The organism is Streptomyces javensis (assembly GCF_039525925.1).
GTDB lineage: Bacteria > Actinomycetota > Actinomycetes > Streptomycetales > Streptomycetaceae > Streptomyces > Streptomyces asiaticus.
On the sequence record NZ_BAAAIF010000058.1, the window covers coordinates 1 to 15,973 of the forward strand.

Here is a 15,973-nt window from a genome sequence, read left to right on the forward strand (position 1 = left end):
CGCCGGCGGGGACGCGGCGGGCGGGGTGCCGGGCGGCGGGGGCACCAGTGGCGGAGTGGCGGGCGGCGGCGGAGCGTAACCGCCGCTGCCGTAACCGCTATTGCCATAGCCCCCGCTGCCGTAACCACCGCCATAGCCGCCGCCGTAGCCCCCGGCCCCGGAGCCGTCCCCGTAGTCCCCGGGCCCCTGGGCGTCGTAACCCCCGGGCTGGCCGTCGTAACCCCCGTCGTAGCCGCCATAGCCGCCGTACGCCGGGGCGCCCCCGAGGCCCGCGGTGCCCTCCTCCACGCCCCGCCGCGCCAGCACGAGCAGGGCGATCAGCCCCGCGATCGCCTCGAAGAAGCCGGTGAGCACGCTGAGCACGCCCACCGTCGGCAGATCGCTGAGGTGGTCCACGTAGTCCAGCTTGATGTAGAGCGATGCCTCGCTGATCCCCATGGCCGTCACCAGCGCCGCCGCCACCATCCCCAGCGGACGCGCCAGCGGGGCGCGCGCGAGCGCGGTGGCCGCTCCGGCCAGGCACAGCGCCACCGCCGCCCACGCGATCCAGGCACCGGGCGCCGAGAGCAGGGTGGGCAGCGTGTGCTTGCCCGTGAGCAGGTACTTGTAGATCTCCCAGCCGCGCTCCTGGGCCCAGTAGATCTGCCAGGCGGCGATGACGACCCCGAGCGCGCCCAGGAACAGCGCGCCGACGACCGCCGCCCCGGGCGCGGGGCGGCCCGGCGGCCGCTCGGCGGGCGAGACCGGCCGGCCGGGCGCGGCGGCGAGGTCGGCGGGGCGGCGTGCCGCGGCCACGACGGCCAGCAGCAGCCCCGCGAGCACCACCTGCGCCCAGGCGCTGGCGTTCGCCCGGGTCTTGAGGTCGCCGGGGATGCCCTGGAGCCAGTCGGAGTTCAGGTTCCACAGGCTGGGCAGGCGCACCGCGACGGTCACCACCGCGACCGCGCCGAGCGCGCCCGCGGCGGACGGTGAGCGCAGGGCGGTGATTCCGACGACCGCGTAGACCAGCAGCAGCGCGAGGTCGAGCAGGGAGGAGCCGAAGATCCCTCCGGTGGCCCGGAACGGCAGCCCGGCCCAGGTCCACCACAGATGGTTCGCCTCATCGGCCTTGTCCAGGTCGTGGATGATCCATCCCAGCGAGATCAGCCCGAGAACCGCGCAGACGAGCGCCCCGAAGACGCGCGCTCCGCTGTTGAGTATCCGTCCCTGCCCCATAGCCGTAGGTCTCCCCCGCCGCACACCCCGGGCAACCGTCGCGGCCCGAAGAAAAATACCGATCGTGGAAGAAAAATGCGGATCGTGACCGTCCGGAGACCACCGGGAGACACGTCGGCCGAGCCCCCGAAGTGGTGCGACCGGCCGGGGCTGCGTCTCGCGCCCCGGCCGGTCCACGGCACCCGCACGGCCGTACGCAGTTCAGCCTGACGCGTCCGTATATCGGTGTTGCGACAGATGAGTTGCCTGTGTGTTAACGCGTTTCCTGCCCATAGTCCATGCTTTGTCCCCCATGGGGGATCTCTGTCAAGCACGCCCGGACCTCGATCTGCCAAATCTTCGCTCAAGGTTCGAACGAGCGGCACATCCACCCTCGCCGGACCCTTGACTGAGCCGTTCCCCGATTGCGACAGTCCGCTCAACCCGACACGCATGCACCACCCTGGCGAGCGGGCGGCGACATGACGCGCATAGACAGCGCGAGTTGACGGTGTGACACCAGTGCGGGGGGACGCTACGCGATGACGAGTCCATCCCAGACCGGCGTGGTCGAGAAGACCGCACCGGGCGGCATGGAGAGCGAGGCGCCGACCGGTCTGGCGCCCCGCCAGCTGATGTGGCGGCGCTTCAGACGCGACCGCACCGGCGTGATCTCCGCGTGCGTGGTGCTCTTCTTCTTCGCCGTCGCCGTGCTGGCGCCGGTGATCTCGTGGCTGTACGGCAAGGATCCGTACACCACCTACGGCCTTGACCGGCCCGAGCTGCTGGACCCCCTCACCGGCTATCCGATGAAGCCCAACGGCGGCATCGACGGCGAGTTCTGGTTCGGCATCGAGCCCAAGCTGGGCCGCGATGTGCTGACCCAGCTCGTCTACGGCATCCGCACCTCGCTGCTGATCGGGCTGGCCGCGACCGTGCTGTCCACGCTCACCGGCATCGTGATCGGCGTGGTGGCGGGCTATACGGGCGGCCGCACCGACTACTTCCTCGGCCGTCTCATCGATCTGCTGCTGTCCTTTCCGCAGCAGCTGTTCTTCGTCGCCTTCATGCCGGTGGTCACCGCGCTGTTCGTCAGCCCGCAGAAGGAGACACCCACCTATTTCCGGGTGACGGCCCTGGTGATGGTGTTGTGGCTGCTGGGCTGGATGCAGCTGGCCCGGCTGCTGCGCGGCCAGGTGCTGTCCCTGAGGGAGCGTGAGTTCGTCGAGGCGGCCAGGGTGACCGGCGCCTCGCCGTGGCGGATCGTCCGCAAGGAGCTGCTGCCCAACCTCGTCACGCCCATCCTGGTGCAGTCCACGCTGATGCTGCCGAACTTCGTGACGACGGAGGCGGCGCTGTCCTTCCTCGGCGTCGGCGTGGTGGAGCCGACCCCCGACTGGGGCCGGATGTTCGCCAAGGGCGCGAACTTCTACGAGGGCGACATCACCTACATGTTCTTCCCCGGCATCGCCATGGTGGTCTTCGTGGTCGCCTTCAACCTGCTCGGGGACTCGGTCCGGGACGCGATGGACCCGAAGACCACGCGGTGACCGGGGGCCGGCTGGCCCAAGGCAGTGAACGGCAAGCTTCCGTCCGATGAGGCAGGTGCAGTGGCAACGTGAACACCGAAGAACCGTCCAAGAACAGTCGCAGAGCCCGTACCTACGCCGTCGCCCTGGCCGCGGGGGCCCTGGCGCTCGCGGGGTGCAGCAGCGGTGGCGGCGGCTCGAATCCCAAGGATTCGAACGAGCCCAAGATGGAGTCCCAGGACATCACCCTCGGCACCGCCGCCGACTCCACCGGACCGGCCAAGGACCTGCCGGGCGCCAAGAAGGGCGGCACCGTCACGGTGCTCCAGCGGGACGCCTTCGAGCATCTGGACCCGGGGCAGATCTATGTCAGCGATGAGCTGATCATGCAGACGCTCTACAACCGGACGCTGACGAACTACCAGTTCGACGACAAGACGGGCAAGGCCAAGCTGGTCGGCGACCTCGCCACCGACACCGGCAAGTCCTCCGACGGCGGCCGCACCTGGACGTACACCCTCAAGGACGGGCTGAAGTTCGAGGACGGCTCGCCCATCACCTCCAAGGACGTCCGCCAGGCCGTCGAGCGGCTCTACGCGCCGTACCAGACCAACGGGCCGACCTATCTCCAGCAGTGGCTCTCCGGGGAGGGCCAGAAGTACCGCAAGGCGCTTCCGGACGGCCCCTACAAGGGCAAGCACCTGCCCAAGTCGGTGCTGGACACCCCGGACGACAAGACCGTCGTCTTCCACTTCGACCAGCCGCGCGCCGAGGTGCCGTTCGCGGTCGCCATGCCCAACATCGGCGCGGTGCCCCCGGCCAAGGACACCAAGGAGAAGTACGACAAGGCCCCGCTGGCCTCCGGTCCGTACAAGATCCAGAACTTTAAGCCGGGCAAGGGCATCCAGTTCGTCAAGAACGACAAGTGGGATCCCAAGACCGACCCGATACGCCATCAGTACGTCGAGAAGTTCGACGTCTCCTTCGGCCACCAGTGGGTGGACTCCACCCGTCGGCTCCAGGCGAACAAGGGCGCCGACCGGAACGGGATGACGTGGACCAACGCGGTCGACCCGTCGCAGATCTCCACGGTCCTCAAGGACAAGGAGGCGATGTCACGGTCGCTGACCGAAACGCAGCCCTATGTGGATGTCGTTTCGATCAACACCGATCGAGTCAAGGACAAGAAGGTGCGCGAGGCGATCGCCTGGGCCTTCCCCAGCGGTCAGTACCTCCAGCAGTTCGGCGGTCCGAAGGCCGGTGAGATCGGCGGCGGGCTGGTCGGCCCCACGCTCAAGGGCTACGACCCCAAGTTCGACCCGTTCCAGAAGAAGAAGTACCCCGGCGGCAACGCCAAGAAGGCCAGGGAGCTGCTGAAGGAGGCGGGCAAGGAGAACTACGAGCTCGTCTACGCCTACGGCAACGGCGACACCCACCAGGACGCCTCGGTGGTCGTCGAGCAGGCCCTGGAGCGGGCCGGATTCAAGGTGCAGAAGAAGGAGATCGACCAGTCGACCTATTACACCCAGATCGGAAAGGTCAAGAACAAGTTCGACCTGTACCGGTCCTCGTGGGGTGCCGACTGGCCGTCCGCCTCGACCGTGGTCCCGCCGGTGTACGGCGGCGAGAACGTCTACGACGACTCCGCGAACTACTCGCACCTCAACGTCCCGTCGGTCAACGACGAGATCGGCAGGGTCACGAAGGTCAGCGACCTCAGCCGGGCCACCTCGGAGTGGATCAAGCTCAGCGAGAAGATCCTGACCGATGAGGTCCCCGCCGTCCCGACCTTCTACAACCGGCTGTTCACCCTCTGGGGCTCAGGGCTGGGCGGAGTGAAGTTCAACTCGGTCTACGGCGCCGTGGACCCGACGGCCGTCTTCATCAAGTAGCCGCCTTCTCCCCCGCAGTCGCGGCCGCACCCAGGCAGCGCAGAACCCGGCCGCGTCCGCCCCGGCGGACGCGGCCGGGACCCGCCCATAGGAAGATCACCGACGTCATGTTGAGATTTCTCGCCCGCCGGTCCCTCGGCGCGATCGTGATCCTGGTCCTGATCAGCGCGATCACGTTCTTCCTCTTCTTCGCCCTGCCCGCCGAACCGGCCCGGCTCGCCTGCGGCAAGAACTGCGATCCCACGTCGCTCGCCATGATCAACAAGAATCTGGGCCTGGATCAGCCGGTGCCGGTCCAGTACTGGAAGTTCATGGTGGGGATCGTCGCCGGGCGGGACTTCGCCGTGGGGCACTGTGCCGCGCCCTGCTTCGGCTACTCCTTCGTCAGCCAGGAGCCGGTCTGGAGCACCATCGTCGACCGCTTCCCGACCACCCTCTCGCTCGCCATCGGCGGCGCCGCCGTCTTCCTGGTCTGCGGGATCGGCATCGGCATGATCGCGGCCTGGCGGCGCGGCACCTGGATCGACAAGTTCTTCAGCTCGCTGTCGCTGCTCGGCGCCTCGATGCAGATCTACTTCGTCGGGGTGCTCGCCCTGGCCTGGTTCGTCAGCGGGCTGGGGATCATGGACCAGCCCGCCTACTACCCCTTCACGGAGAATCCGGCGAAGTGGTTCAGCGGGATGCTGCTGCCCTGGGTGGTGCTCTCGCTGATCTTCATGGCCAACTACAGCCGGATGACCCGCTCCCAGATGGTCGAGCAGCTACAGGAGGACCATGTCCGCACGGCGAGAGCCAAGGGGCTCTCCAGCCGTACGGTCTTCTTCCGCTACGCCTGGCGCGGCGCCATCGCCCCCATCGTCACCATCTTCGGCATCGACCTCGGATCGCTCCTCGGCGGGGCCATGGTCACCGAATACACCTTCACCCTGCACGGCATCGGACGGCTGGCGGTGGAGTCCGTCCAGCTGACCGATCTGCCGATGCTGATGGGCGTGATGCTGGTCAGCTCCGCGGCCATCGTGGTGTTCAACATCCTGGTCGACGCCGCCTACGCCTTCATCGACCCGCGCGTGCGCCTCGCCTGACTGACCCGGAGCTGCCGAGATGACCACACTCACCAAGCCCGACGACGGCGCGACGCCGCCACCGGCCCCCGGCGACGGCGCCTTCCTGTCCGTACGCGACCTGTACGTCCGGTTCTCCACCGAGGACGGGATCGTCAAGGCCGTGGACGGCCTCTCCTTCGACCTCGAACGCGGCCGGACGCTCGGCATCGTGGGCGAGTCCGGCTCCGGGAAGTCCGTCACCAACCTCACCGTGCTGGGCCTGCACGACCCGCGCACCACCGCCGTCAGCGGCGAGATACTGCTGGACGGGCAGGAGCTGACCGGGGCGCCCGAGCGCACCCTGGAGCGGCTGCGCGGCAACACCATGGCGATGATCTTCCAGGACCCACTGACCGCCTTGTCGCCGTACTACACGGTGGGCCGCCAGATAGCCGAGCCGTACCGCAAGCACACCGGCGCCTCCAAGAGCGAGGCCCGCTCCCGGGCGATCGAGATGCTTCAGAAGGTCGGCATCCCCAACCCGCGGCTGCGGGTGGACGACTATCCGCACCAGTTCTCCGGCGGGATGCGGCAGCGCGCGATGATCGCGATGTCGCTGGTCTGCGACCCCGATCTGCTGATCGCCGACGAGCCGACCACCGCCCTCGACGTCACCGTCCAGGCCCAGATCCTGGATCTGCTGAAGGACCTCCAGCAGGAGTTCGGCTCCGCGATCATCCTCATCACCCATGACCTGGGCGTGGTGGCCAACACCGCCGACGATCTGCTGGTGATGTACGCGGGCCGGGCCGTGGAGCGCGGTACGGTCCGCGAGGTGCTGCGGGCGCCCCAGCACCCGTACACCTGGGGGCTGCTGGGCTCCATGCCGCGGCTGACCTCCGCCGTGGACGAGCCGCTGAGCCCCATACCCGGCTCCCCGCCGAGCCTGCTCAACCCCCCGCCGGGCTGCCCGTTCCATCCGCGGTGCCGCTACACCGACCAGGTGGGGGGCGACCGCTGCGCCACCGAGCGGCCCGCGCTCCCGGACGGCCGCGGCGCCGCCTGCCATCTGAGCGCCGAGCGGAAACAGACCCTCTTCACCGAGCAGATCAAGCCCCGGCTGGGCTAGGGACCAGGGCTTAGGAGCGCTGACGCATGAGCATCGAGTCGGGGACACCCGAACCCCTCCTGGTCACCGAGCGGCTGACCAAACACTTCCCGATCATGGGCGGCTTTCCGTTCAAGCGGAAGGTCGGGGCCGTGCAGGCGGTGGACGGGGTCGATCTGACCGTGCACGCCGGGGAGAGCTTCGGGCTGGTCGGCGAGTCCGGCTGCGGCAAGTCCACCACGGGCCGGCTGCTGACCCGGCTGCTGGAACCCACCAGCGGCAGGATCACCTACCGGGGCCGGGACATCACCCACGCGGGCCGCAAGGAACTCGCCCCGATCCGCTCCGAGATCCAGATGATCTTCCAGGATCCGTACTCCTCACTGAACCCCCGGCAGACCGTCGGCACCATCATCTCCGGCCCCATGGAGATCAACGGCATCGATCCGCCGGGCGGCCGCGAGGCCCGGGTGCGCGAACTGCTGGAGATCGTGGGCCTCAACCCCGAGCACTACAACCGCTTCCCGCACGAGTTCTCGGGCGGCCAGCGCCAGCGCATCGGGGTGGCCCGCGCGCTCGCCCTGGAGCCCAAGCTGATCGTCGCCGACGAGCCGGTCTCGGCGCTGGACGTCTCCATCCAGGCGCAGGTCGTCAATCTGCTCCAGAAGCTCCAGCGGGAGTTGGGCATCGCCTTCCTGTTCATCGCCCATGACCTCGCCGTGGTACGCCACTTCTCGCAGCGCGTCGCCGTGATGTACCTGGGCAAGGTGGTCGAGGTGGGCGACCGCGAGTCCATCTACCGCCGCCCCCGCCACCCGTACACCCACGCACTGCTGTCCGCGGTGCCGGACGCGGCGGTGGTGATGGCCGAGGCCGCCTCGGACGCCTCGGACGCCTCCAATGCCGTGGAGACCACCCGCCGCGAGCGCATCCGGCTCGCCGGGGACGTCCCCTCCCCCATCAACCCGCCCTCCGGCTGCCGCTTCCGCACCCGCTGCTGGAAGGCCCAGGACATCTGCGCGCGGGAGGAACCGCCGCTCATCCGCCTGGACGGCAACCGCGAGGGCCATCTGTCCGCCTGCCACTTCCCGGAGGACCCGACGCTCGAGGCCCGCGAGGAGGACGTGGTGCTGGATCCGGCGCTGATCGCGGCGGAGTCGGAGGCCGTGCCGCGCAAGGAGCCGTAAGGACCGGCCTCGCCAAGACCTCACAGGCCCTCAGAACCGCGAGAAGGAGTGCACCCGCCCGACGGCGGTGAACCCGCGGCGGCCGTACCAGCGCAGCGGCCAGTCGTCCTGGTCGGCGACGAGGAACCGCAGCGCGCAGCCCGCGGCGGCCGCCCGGCGCAGCGCACCGGCCAGGACGGAGTCGGCGTAGCCGCGGCGCAGATAGGGCTCGGCGGTCGCCACCTCCTCGATCTGGGCGACTCCGGCGGCGGGCTCGAGATACAGATCGGCCCAGGAGGCGATCTCGCCGCTGTCGTCGTGGGCGGCGAGGAAGAGCACCTCCTCGGCCCCGGCCCGGCGGGCGGTGCGGCGCTCCACGAGGTCGTGCACGGTCTTCTCGTCCGCGTCCGGCATCCACCGCCACTGCTGCGCCGTCACCGCCCGCCGCAGCAGCCCGTGCGGTTCCGGCCCCAGTTCCCGCTCCACCACATCGGCCGTCCCGGCCTCCGGCACCGGCCCGGTGTGGACCATCAGCACCTCGGTGACATGGGTGTACCCGGCCTGTTCGAGCGCGGGCACGGAGATCAGGCCCAGGGCCTCGTCATGGACCGTGATCCGGCGGTGCGGCAGGAAGGCCATGACCTCATCGGCGAGCTCGGGCAGCCCCTCGGGGTCGGCGGGCCCGGTGATATGGAGCTGATTGTGCTCATGGGAGCGTTCGTACTCCCGGTGCAGCACCAGGAAACCGCCCGGCACCTCCCGCACTTCACCGGCTTGTCGGCGGGCGAAGGAGATCCGGAAGTCGATGATGCGCTGAAGGTCGTTCCGCGGGTCGTTCTGTGACACGTCGCGATCATAAGCGAACTCGCACAATGCCACGGATTTCGATAACTGGTAAACGCGGATAACCCATCGGGTAAAAGGAATTAAGCGATCCACTACCTTCTGATGGAAATTGTCAACTCTTGATAGTTCTGCGCCGGATATTTACTGTCTAGCGCATGCCGGAACAGTGACCCCACTGCGTCCGGCCCCCAACGAGAGGGAGGTGTTCGCCATGCGCAAGCTGATCCTCACCGGAGCGCTCTTCGCCCGGCTCACTCGTAAGGACCGTCTCACGCTGCCCTACGCGTACTACTAAACCGGCGCGGGTGAGCGCAGGCGGTGGCCGCGGCGGCGATGCCGCGGCCACCGCCGTCGGCCACGATCCGAGGGGACGTCCAAGTCCATGACCGCCGCTCCTTACCGCACCGATCTGCCGGGCCCCTCCGGGGACAAGTACCTGGGCAATCTGCACGCCTTCTCCTCCGATCCGCTGGGCTTTCTGACCGACTGTTCGCGCCGCTACGGCGACGTGGTGCGGCTCGGCGAGAACAACGTGCTGCTGACCGACCCCGGCGATGTGGAGAAGATGCTGGTCGACCGGGACTCCCTGTTCTCCAAGGCCAGCGCGGACACCCGGCGCGGCTCGCGGCGGCAGGGCTTTCCGCACTCCACCATGAACAGCGACGGCGACCGGTGGAAGGCCAAACGGCACCGGCTGCAACCGGCGTTCGGGCGGTCGCTGTCCACCAGGGCGGCCGAAATCGTCGACACCCAGGGCGAGAAGCTGCTGCGCACCTGGCGGCCCGGCCAGGCCCGTACGCTCCAGGACGACATCGCCGTGGTGACGCTGCGGCTGGTCACCCAGCTGATGTTCGGGGACGAGTTCAGCGACCGGGACACCGCCGAAGTGGCCCGGCTGGTGGCGCCCATCATGGACCTGTCCACCTCGCCGGTCCTGCTGCCCGAGTGGGTGCCGACCCCACGCAAGCTGCGCATCCGCCGCTCGATGGCCCGGATCGACCGCACCCTGCGCGCCCTGGCCGCCTCCCCCGCCGCGAACGACCCGGAGCGCGCCCCCGTGCTGCACGCCCTCGTCCACGGCACCCCCGCCCCCTCACCGGAGGAGCTCCGGGACGAGCTGGCCACCTTGATCATGGCGGGTTTCGAGACCACCAATGACGCGGTGGTCTGGACGAGCGTCCTGCTGGCCCGGCACCCCCGGATCGCCGAGCGGGTCCGGGCCGAGGCCGACGCCGCCTTCGCCACCACCCCCGCCGGGCTCTCCCGGATGGAGGCCCTGCCCTACACCCACGCCGTCGTCCGCGAGGCGCTGCGCCTCTACCCCCCGGTCTGGCTGACCAGCCGGGACGCGCGGCAGGACCTCGACTTCGGCGGCTATCTCATCCCCGCCGGGACCACCGTCACCGTCAGCCAGTGGGTGGCCCACCGCGATCCGCGCTTCTGGGAGGATGCCGGGGCGTTCCGCCCCGAGCGCTGGCTGGGCGGCGGCCCCTCCTCGGTGCCGCGCGGCTCGTACTTCCCCTTCGGGCTCGGCCCCCGCGTGTGTGTGGGAGCCGCCGTGGCCACCACCGAGACCGTCCACCTGGTCGCCGACATCTGGCGCCGCTTCCGGCTGGAGCTGACCACCCCGGACCGCGTCCACCCCCGCCCGGCCCTCGCCCTCCAGCCGGTCGGCGCAAAGGTGGTCCCGCGCCCCTGGTGACCCTCCGCAGGTCTGAAGGCCGGCTGACACGACCTCACGTACCCCACATCATGTTGGACAGGGCCACGAACAGCACAAAGGCGATCCCCACGCCCTGCGCGGCCTTGCCCCAGCCGGGGATGGGTTCGCCCCGCTTGACCGCCGAGCGCTGGGCGGAGAAGGCGAACGCCAGCGCGATGAGGGCGAGGGGGCCGAGCACGATGGACAGCCAGTCGACTTGCACGGGGGTCATGGCGGAACTCCCTTGACTTCACCTCGGCTACGGGCGGCCCATCCTCCTCGGGACCGCCCGGGACCCCTCCCGAGGAGCGATGTCCCCGCCTCCGCCGCGCGCCCGAACGGCTCGTTCCTAGGCGACCGTGAGCACGATCTTGCCCTGGATATGTCCCCGGGCGGCGCGTTCGTGCGCGGCCCGGGCATCCGCGAGCGGAAACGTGCTGTCCACCGCGACGCGAACCGTGCCCGCGTCGAGCAGGCGTCCCAGTTCGGCGAGTTGCGCGCCGTGCGAGCGGACCTGGGTGGACGTGACCGTGACGCCCAGCCTCGCGTTCTCCTCGTCGTCGAACTCGCCGAAGTAGACCGGGTAGAGGGACCCGCCGCGCTTCAGGGTGCGCAGGAAGCGCCTGCTGTCGGGGCCCCCGACGGTGTCCAGGACGAGATCGACGTCATGGGCGACCTCCTCGGGCCGCTCCTTGGTGTAGTCGATGAACTCGTCGGCGCCGAGCTCGCGCAGGAACGTCTCATGGGCGCCGGAGGCCACGGCGATGACCCGCGCCCCCTTCCACTTGGCCAGCTGGAGCGCGAGGTGCCCCACGCCACCGGCGGCGCCGTTGATGAGCACCGTGGTCCCGCTGTCGAGCGCCATCGGGCGGTGCGGGGCCTTCTGGAACGGCGAGGGATGGTCGTGTCCGAGCTCGATCAAGAACTGCCACGCCGTCAGCCCGGACATGGGCAGACCGGCCGCGTGCACATGATCGACGGCAGTCGGCTTGCGGGCGAGGTCGGACGCCGGCGCGGTGACGTACTCGGCGTACGCGCTGCCCTGGAGAGCGGTGGGAAAGCGCAGCAGGCCGATCACCTCGTCCCCGGCCGCGAAGCCGGTGACATCGGCGGCGACGGCCGCCACTTCGCCCGAGACGTCGGTCCCCGGAATCAGGGGGAGATGGAACGGGGGCTTGAGCTCGGGAGGCACATTGGGCATTCCCTCGCGCGCGTACCAGTCGGGAGGGTTGATCCCGACCGCGCGCACGCGGACGAGCACCTCACCCGGCCCCGGTTCGGGGACCGGTGCCTCCTCGTAACGCAGCACCTCGGGGCCGCCGAAGTCATGCAGCCGGATCGCCCTCATCGTATGTGTCGACATCATTTTCTCCCGCCCCTGCCAGGGGATACGCTGATCGGATCAGTGGTCCAGATATATCCGTACCACTGATCCGAATATATGGACCACCGATCCGGTAGTCAAATGGACCACCGATCCGGATAGTCAAGAGGGGCAGATGCGGGCCGACGCCAGGAAGAACCGTGACCACCTGCTCGCAGTCGCGGGCGCCGTCATCGCCGAGCAGGGCGTCGACGCGTCGCTGCGCGACATCGCACGCAAGGCCGGTGTGGGGCTCGCGACGCTGCTCCGTCACTTTCCGACGCGCGAGGCGCTGCTCGAGGCCCTGCTCCACACGAGCTTCGAGCAGCTGACGGCAAGGGCGGACGCACTCGAGACATCGGGCTCGCCCGAGGACGCGCTGGTGTCGTGGCTGCGCGACTGCGTCGCGTGGACAACCGAGTACCGGGGCGTGACCGTGCTGATGGCAGCCGCCATCGAGGACACCGAATCCGCGCTCCACGCTTCGTGCGTCACCCTCCGCGCGGCCGGTACGCGGCTGCTCACCCGCGCCCAGGACGCGGGCACGGCACGGACGGACATCGATGGCACCGATCTGTTCGCGCTGATCGCGGCGCTCGCATGGCTCGGCGACCAGCCCTCGCTCGCGCCGCGCGCCGATCATCTCTTCGACGTCGTCGCGAGCGCGATCCTGGCGAAGTGACGTTCCCCTGGGCCGGTCTCGCCACGGTCGGCGCAGGTCGACGCAGGTCGGCGCAGGTCAGCGCCGATCGGCCCAGGTCAGCGTAGGTCGGCGCAGGTCAGCGCAGGTCGCGGAAGAACGTCCGTACGTCGCCCACCAGCAGCTCCGGGACCTCCATCGCCGCGAAGTGGCCGCCCGTCCCGAACTCCGACCAGTGGGTGATCGCATGCCATGGCTCGGCGAGGCGGCGGATCGCGGTGTCGCCCGCGAAGACCGCGACGCCGGTGGGGACCCCGGAGCGCTCCGGGGGCGCGCCCCAGGCCGAGGCGGCCTCCTTGTAGAGGCGGGCGGAGGGGCCCGCCGTGTTGGTGAACCAGTACAGGGAGACGTTCGTCAGGACCGCGTCACGGTCGAGCGCCTCGGGCTTGTCGCCGTGGGCGGCGAACCAGTCCACGTTCCAGGCCAGTTGGCCGACGGGCGAGTCGGCGAGGCCGTAGGACAGGGTCTGGGGGCGGGTGCCCTGGATGGCGGCGTAGCCCGAGAGTTCGCGGTGCCAGCGTTCGAGCCCGGTGAGGCGTGAGCGCTCGGCCGGGGTCAGCTCCTCCGGACCGGCCGCGTCGGACGACCCCGCGGTCACCAGGGCGTTGACATGGACGCCGACGACCCGGGTCGGCGCCACCCGGGCCACCTCGGGGGAGATCAGCGAGCCGAAGTCGCCGCCCTGTGTGCCGTAGCGCTCGTACCCCAGGCGCCGCATCAGCTCCGTCCACGCGGTGGCGATGCGGCGGATGCCCCAGCCGGGCTCGCGGGGCGGGGCGGAGAAGGCGAAGCCGGGGAGGGACGGGATGACGACGTGGAAGGCGTCGGCCGGATCCCCGCCGTGTCCGCGCGGATCGGCCAGCGGGCCGATGACCTCGGTGAACTCCGCGACCGAACCCGGCCAGCCATGCGTGATCAGCAGCGGCAGGGCATCGGGCTCGGGAGAGCGGACCTGGAGGAAGTGCACCCGCTGCCCGTCGATCTCGGTCGTGAACTGCGGAAACGCGTTCAGCCGCGCCTCCTGCGCCCGCCAGTCGAACCCGGTGGCCCAGTACCCGGCCAGCTCACGGACATGGTCGAGCGACGCCCCGTCGGACCAGCCGCCACCCGGGAGCCGCTCCGGCCAGCGGGTGCGCTCCAGGCGTCGGCGCAGATCGTCGAGGTCGGCTTCGGGGACGGCGATGCGGAAGGGACGGATCTCCATGCGCCGCACGGTAGGCGCGGTCGCGGACGGGGAGTGTCCGCGACGCCCGGCGGGCGGCAGTTCGTCCGCCTCACGAGGACATCCACCTCACAAGGACATCCGCCTCGCAAGGACATCCGCCTCGCAAGGACAGGGGTAACGCCGTGCGGCGCCCGCGCCCTCCGAGGCAGGCGGGAAGCGATGAAATCTTCGGTAACAAGGCTTGAAGGGGAGCCTGTTGATACGGGAAAGTGTTCGAGAAAGCGCTTGCCGAGCGAGGGACGTACCGCTCGGCTCGCGCTTCACCAAACCTCCCTCGCCCCGGCCCCGCCACCCCGGACAGCGGTCATCAGCGTGCGCCGCCGCCCCAGCGGATGTCAGATGGGCCTAGGTGATGTCCGGCTGATCTTGCCGCCCGCGGCGGGCTGTTCCCCTCCCCGAAACCAGGGGTGCCGCCCCTGGCCCCCGGGGGAGGGGGAAAGATCCGCCGGATGCCCCATAAGGCCGATCTTGGACCGGATCGTCGGGAGGCGCCATGCGTCGCGGAGCCCCGTATTCCCTGCGTGCCCGTTCCCTGCGTGCCCGGCATCTCCTACCCGCCCGGCGTTTCCCACGCGCCCGGCATTCCGCGCGCGCCGTCGTCCTGATCGTGACCGCCGCGACCACCGCGACCACCATGACCGCCTGCGGCGGCGGGAGCGGCGACGCCGACGCCGGTGTCGTCCGCTCCTCCTGGGGCGATCCCCCCAATCCGCTGGAGCCCGCCAACACCAATGACGTCCAGGGCGGCAAGGTCCTCGACATGATCTTCCGGGGGCTCAAGCGCTACGACCCGAGGACCGGCGAGGCCAAGAACGCGCTTGCGGAACGGATCGAGAGCTCCGACCAGCGCAACTACACCATCACCCTCAAAAAGGGCCGACGGTTCGCCAACGGGGAGAAGGTCACCGCCGCGTCCTTCGTGAACGCGTGGAACTACGGCGCCCGGATCGACCACAAGCAGCGCAACGCCTACTTCTTCGAGTACATCGAGGGCTATGACAAGGTCCACCCCGCCTCCGGCGGCGCCCCCACCGCCAAGACCCTCTCCGGGCTGCGGGTCAGGAACGACCGGACCTTCACCGTCCGGCTCACCCAGAAGTTCTCCACCTGGCCCAAGACGCTCGGCTACAACGCCTATGTGCCGCTGCCCCGGGCGTTCTTCACGGACCACGCCGCCTGGCTGAGGAAGCCCATCGGCAACGGCCCGTACCAGGTACGGTCGTACGCCAAGGGTTCGGTGATGAAGCTGCGGGCCTGGGACGGCTACCGCGGCCCGGACAAGGCCCGTAACAAGGGCGTCGACCTACGCGTCTACACGGACAGCAACACCGCCTACACCGATCTCCAGGCGGGCAATCTCGATCTGGTCGACGATGTCCCGGCGCAGCAGCTGAAGTTCGTCCGCTCCGATCTCGGCAACCGCTACATCAACCAGCCCGCCGGGATCATCCAGACCCTCACCTTCCCGATGTACGACCGCGTCTGGAGCGGCCCGGCCAGGGCCAAGGTCCGCCGGGGCATCTCGATGGCCATCAACCGCGCGCAGATCACCGAGCGGATCTTCCAGGGCACCCGCACCCCCGCGACCGACTGGACGTCCCCGGTGCTGCGCCGCCAGGGCGGCTATCAGCCGGGGCTGTGCGGGGACGCCTGCCGCTACGACCCGGTCCGGGCGCGCAAGCTGATCAAGGCGGGCGGCGGGCTGCCCGGCGGCCGGATGACGATCACGTACAACGCCGACACCGGCTCCCACAAGGACTGGGTGGACGCGGTCTGCAACAGCGTCAACACCGTGCTGCGGAACGACCGGGCCTGTGTCGGCAAACCGGTCGGCACCTTCGCCGACTACCGCAACAAGATGGCGGGGAAGAAGATGACCGGGCCGTTCCGGGCCGGCTGGCAGATGGACTATCCACTGATCCAGAACTTCCTCCAGCCGCTGTACTACACCGGCGCCTCCTCCAACGACGGCCACTTCAGCGACACCGGCTTCGACCGGCTGGTCAACCAGGCCAACGCCGCCTCCGCCGACGGCCGGGCCATCGCCGGTTTCCGGGACGCGGAGAAGATCCTCGCCGAGCAGATGCCCGCGATCCCGCTGTGGTACCAGAACGGCAGCGCGGGCTATTCGCGACGGCTCAGCGAGGTGGCGCTCAATCAGTTCAGCGTGCCGGTCTACTCACAGATCAGGGTCGGCTGAGC

At 69.6% G+C, this 15,973-nt stretch carries 14 protein-coding genes; 9 read left to right on the forward strand and 5 right to left on the reverse strand.

Translation table 11 applies throughout. The features are described from left to right. Positions 1–1,215 (reverse strand): hypothetical protein (locus tag ABD329_RS35470; RefSeq protein WP_344317431.1); only part of this gene is annotated, 1,215 nt, incomplete at its 3' end. A gap of 521 nt (positions 1,216–1,736) precedes the next feature. Here ABD329_RS35470 and ABD329_RS35475 point away from each other — a divergent pair. From ABD329_RS35475 to ABD329_RS35495, 5 genes are all read left to right on the forward strand, one after another. Next, on the forward strand, positions 1,737–2,744 hold the full coding sequence (locus tag ABD329_RS35475; RefSeq protein WP_198279765.1) for an ABC transporter permease: 1,008 nt from the start codon (positions 1,737–1,739) through the stop codon (positions 2,742–2,744). A gap of 68 nt (positions 2,745–2,812) precedes the next feature. Then, positions 2,813–4,615 carry an ABC transporter substrate-binding protein gene (locus ABD329_RS35480; RefSeq protein WP_198279766.1) on the forward strand — a complete coding sequence of 601 codons (1,803 nt, stop codon included), beginning with the start codon at positions 2,813–2,815 and terminating at the stop codon, positions 4,613–4,615. Positions 4,616–4,722: 107 nt separating this feature from the next. Then, positions 4,723–5,700 (forward strand): ABC transporter permease, encoded by a 978-nt coding sequence (locus tag ABD329_RS35485; RefSeq protein WP_198279767.1) that lies wholly within the window; start codon positions 4,723–4,725, stop codon positions 5,698–5,700. A 19-nt stretch (positions 5,701–5,719) separates the two neighbouring features. After that, on the forward strand, positions 5,720–6,790 hold the full coding sequence (locus ABD329_RS35490; protein ID WP_198279768.1) for an ABC transporter ATP-binding protein: 1,071 nt from the start codon (positions 5,720–5,722) through the stop codon (positions 6,788–6,790). A 26-nt stretch (positions 6,791–6,816) separates the two neighbouring features. Next, on the forward strand, positions 6,817–7,956 hold the full coding sequence (locus ABD329_RS35495; RefSeq protein ID WP_198279769.1) for an ABC transporter ATP-binding protein: 1,140 nt from the start codon (positions 6,817–6,819) through the stop codon (positions 7,954–7,956). 30 nt (positions 7,957–7,986) lie between these two features. Here ABD329_RS35495 and ABD329_RS35500 read toward each other — a convergent pair whose 3' ends face one another. Then, the gene (locus tag ABD329_RS35500; protein ID WP_198279770.1) at positions 7,987–8,781 is read right to left on the reverse strand and encodes a GNAT family N-acetyltransferase; all 795 of its coding nucleotides are present in this window, start codon (positions 8,779–8,781) and stop codon (positions 7,987–7,989) included. Between the two features lie 166 nt (positions 8,782–8,947). Between ABD329_RS35500 and ABD329_RS35505 the strand changes: the two genes are divergently transcribed. Continuing rightward, entirely contained in the window at positions 8,948–9,076 is a 129-nt protein-coding gene (locus tag ABD329_RS35505; RefSeq protein WP_214665340.1) for a cittilin family RiPP precursor, read from the forward strand. An 87-nt stretch (positions 9,077–9,163) separates the two neighbouring features. After that, positions 9,164–10,483 (forward strand): cytochrome P450, encoded by a 1,320-nt coding sequence (locus tag ABD329_RS35510; RefSeq protein WP_344317434.1) that lies wholly within the window; start codon positions 9,164–9,166, stop codon positions 10,481–10,483. Positions 10,484–10,517: 34 nt separating this feature from the next. Here ABD329_RS35510 and ABD329_RS35515 read toward each other — a convergent pair whose 3' ends face one another. Together ABD329_RS35515 and ABD329_RS35520 are read right to left on the reverse strand one after the other, a co-directional pair. Further along, positions 10,518–10,715 carry a hypothetical protein gene (locus ABD329_RS35515; protein ID WP_198279314.1) on the reverse strand — a complete coding sequence of 66 codons (198 nt, stop codon included), beginning with the start codon at positions 10,713–10,715 and terminating at the stop codon, positions 10,518–10,520. 117 nt (positions 10,716–10,832) lie between these two features. After that, positions 10,833–11,846: an NADP-dependent oxidoreductase gene (locus tag ABD329_RS35520; RefSeq protein WP_198279317.1), complete on the reverse strand. Its 1,014-nt coding sequence runs from the start codon at positions 11,844–11,846 to the stop codon at positions 10,833–10,835. A 136-nt stretch (positions 11,847–11,982) separates the two neighbouring features. Here ABD329_RS35520 and ABD329_RS35525 point away from each other — a divergent pair, with 136 nt between their 5' ends. Next, positions 11,983–12,528, forward strand: a complete 546-nt coding sequence (locus tag ABD329_RS35525) for a TetR/AcrR family transcriptional regulator (RefSeq protein WP_198279313.1) — start codon at positions 11,983–11,985, stop codon at positions 12,526–12,528. Between the two features lie 97 nt (positions 12,529–12,625). Here ABD329_RS35525 and ABD329_RS35530 read toward each other — a convergent pair whose 3' ends face one another. Beyond that, positions 12,626–13,750 (reverse strand): epoxide hydrolase family protein, encoded by a 1,125-nt coding sequence (locus ABD329_RS35530; RefSeq protein ID WP_198279312.1) that lies wholly within the window; start codon positions 13,748–13,750, stop codon positions 12,626–12,628. Between the two features lie 655 nt (positions 13,751–14,405). Between ABD329_RS35530 and ABD329_RS35535 the strand changes: the two genes are divergently transcribed. Next, the gene (locus tag ABD329_RS35535; protein WP_198279316.1) at positions 14,406–15,971 is read left to right on the forward strand and encodes a peptide ABC transporter substrate-binding protein; all 1,566 of its coding nucleotides are present in this window, start codon (positions 14,406–14,408) and stop codon (positions 15,969–15,971) included. Positions 15,972–15,973 lie beyond the last annotated feature (2 nt).

What these genes read in the sequence shown, in the direction of transcription:
- ABD329_RS35510 (WP_344317434.1), top strand. Translation starts at nt 9,164, where the DNA reads ATGACCGCCGCTCCTTACCGCACCGATCTGCCGGGCCCCTCCGGGGAC.
- ABD329_RS35490 (WP_198279768.1), top strand. Translation starts at nt 5,720, where the DNA reads ATGACCACACTCACCAAGCCCGACGACGGCGCGACGCCGCCACCGGCC.
- ABD329_RS35530 (WP_198279312.1), bottom strand. Translation starts at nt 13,750, where the DNA reads ATGGAGATCCGTCCCTTCCGCATCGCCGTCCCCGAAGCCGACCTCGAC.
- ABD329_RS35525 (WP_198279313.1), top strand. Translation starts at nt 11,983, where the DNA reads ATGCGGGCCGACGCCAGGAAGAACCGTGACCACCTGCTCGCAGTCGCG.
- ABD329_RS35535 (WP_198279316.1), top strand. Translation starts at nt 14,406, where the DNA reads ATGACCGCCTGCGGCGGCGGGAGCGGCGACGCCGACGCCGGTGTCGTC.
- ABD329_RS35520 (WP_198279317.1), bottom strand. Translation starts at nt 11,846, where the DNA reads ATGTCGACACATACGATGAGGGCGATCCGGCTGCATGACTTCGGCGGC.
- ABD329_RS35495 (WP_198279769.1), top strand. Translation starts at nt 6,817, where the DNA reads ATGAGCATCGAGTCGGGGACACCCGAACCCCTCCTGGTCACCGAGCGG.
- ABD329_RS35475 (WP_198279765.1), top strand. Translation starts at nt 1,737, where the DNA reads ATGACGAGTCCATCCCAGACCGGCGTGGTCGAGAAGACCGCACCGGGC.
- ABD329_RS35515 (WP_198279314.1), bottom strand. Translation starts at nt 10,715, where the DNA reads ATGACCCCCGTGCAAGTCGACTGGCTGTCCATCGTGCTCGGCCCCCTC.
- ABD329_RS35485 (WP_198279767.1), top strand. Translation starts at nt 4,723, where the DNA reads ATGTTGAGATTTCTCGCCCGCCGGTCCCTCGGCGCGATCGTGATCCTG.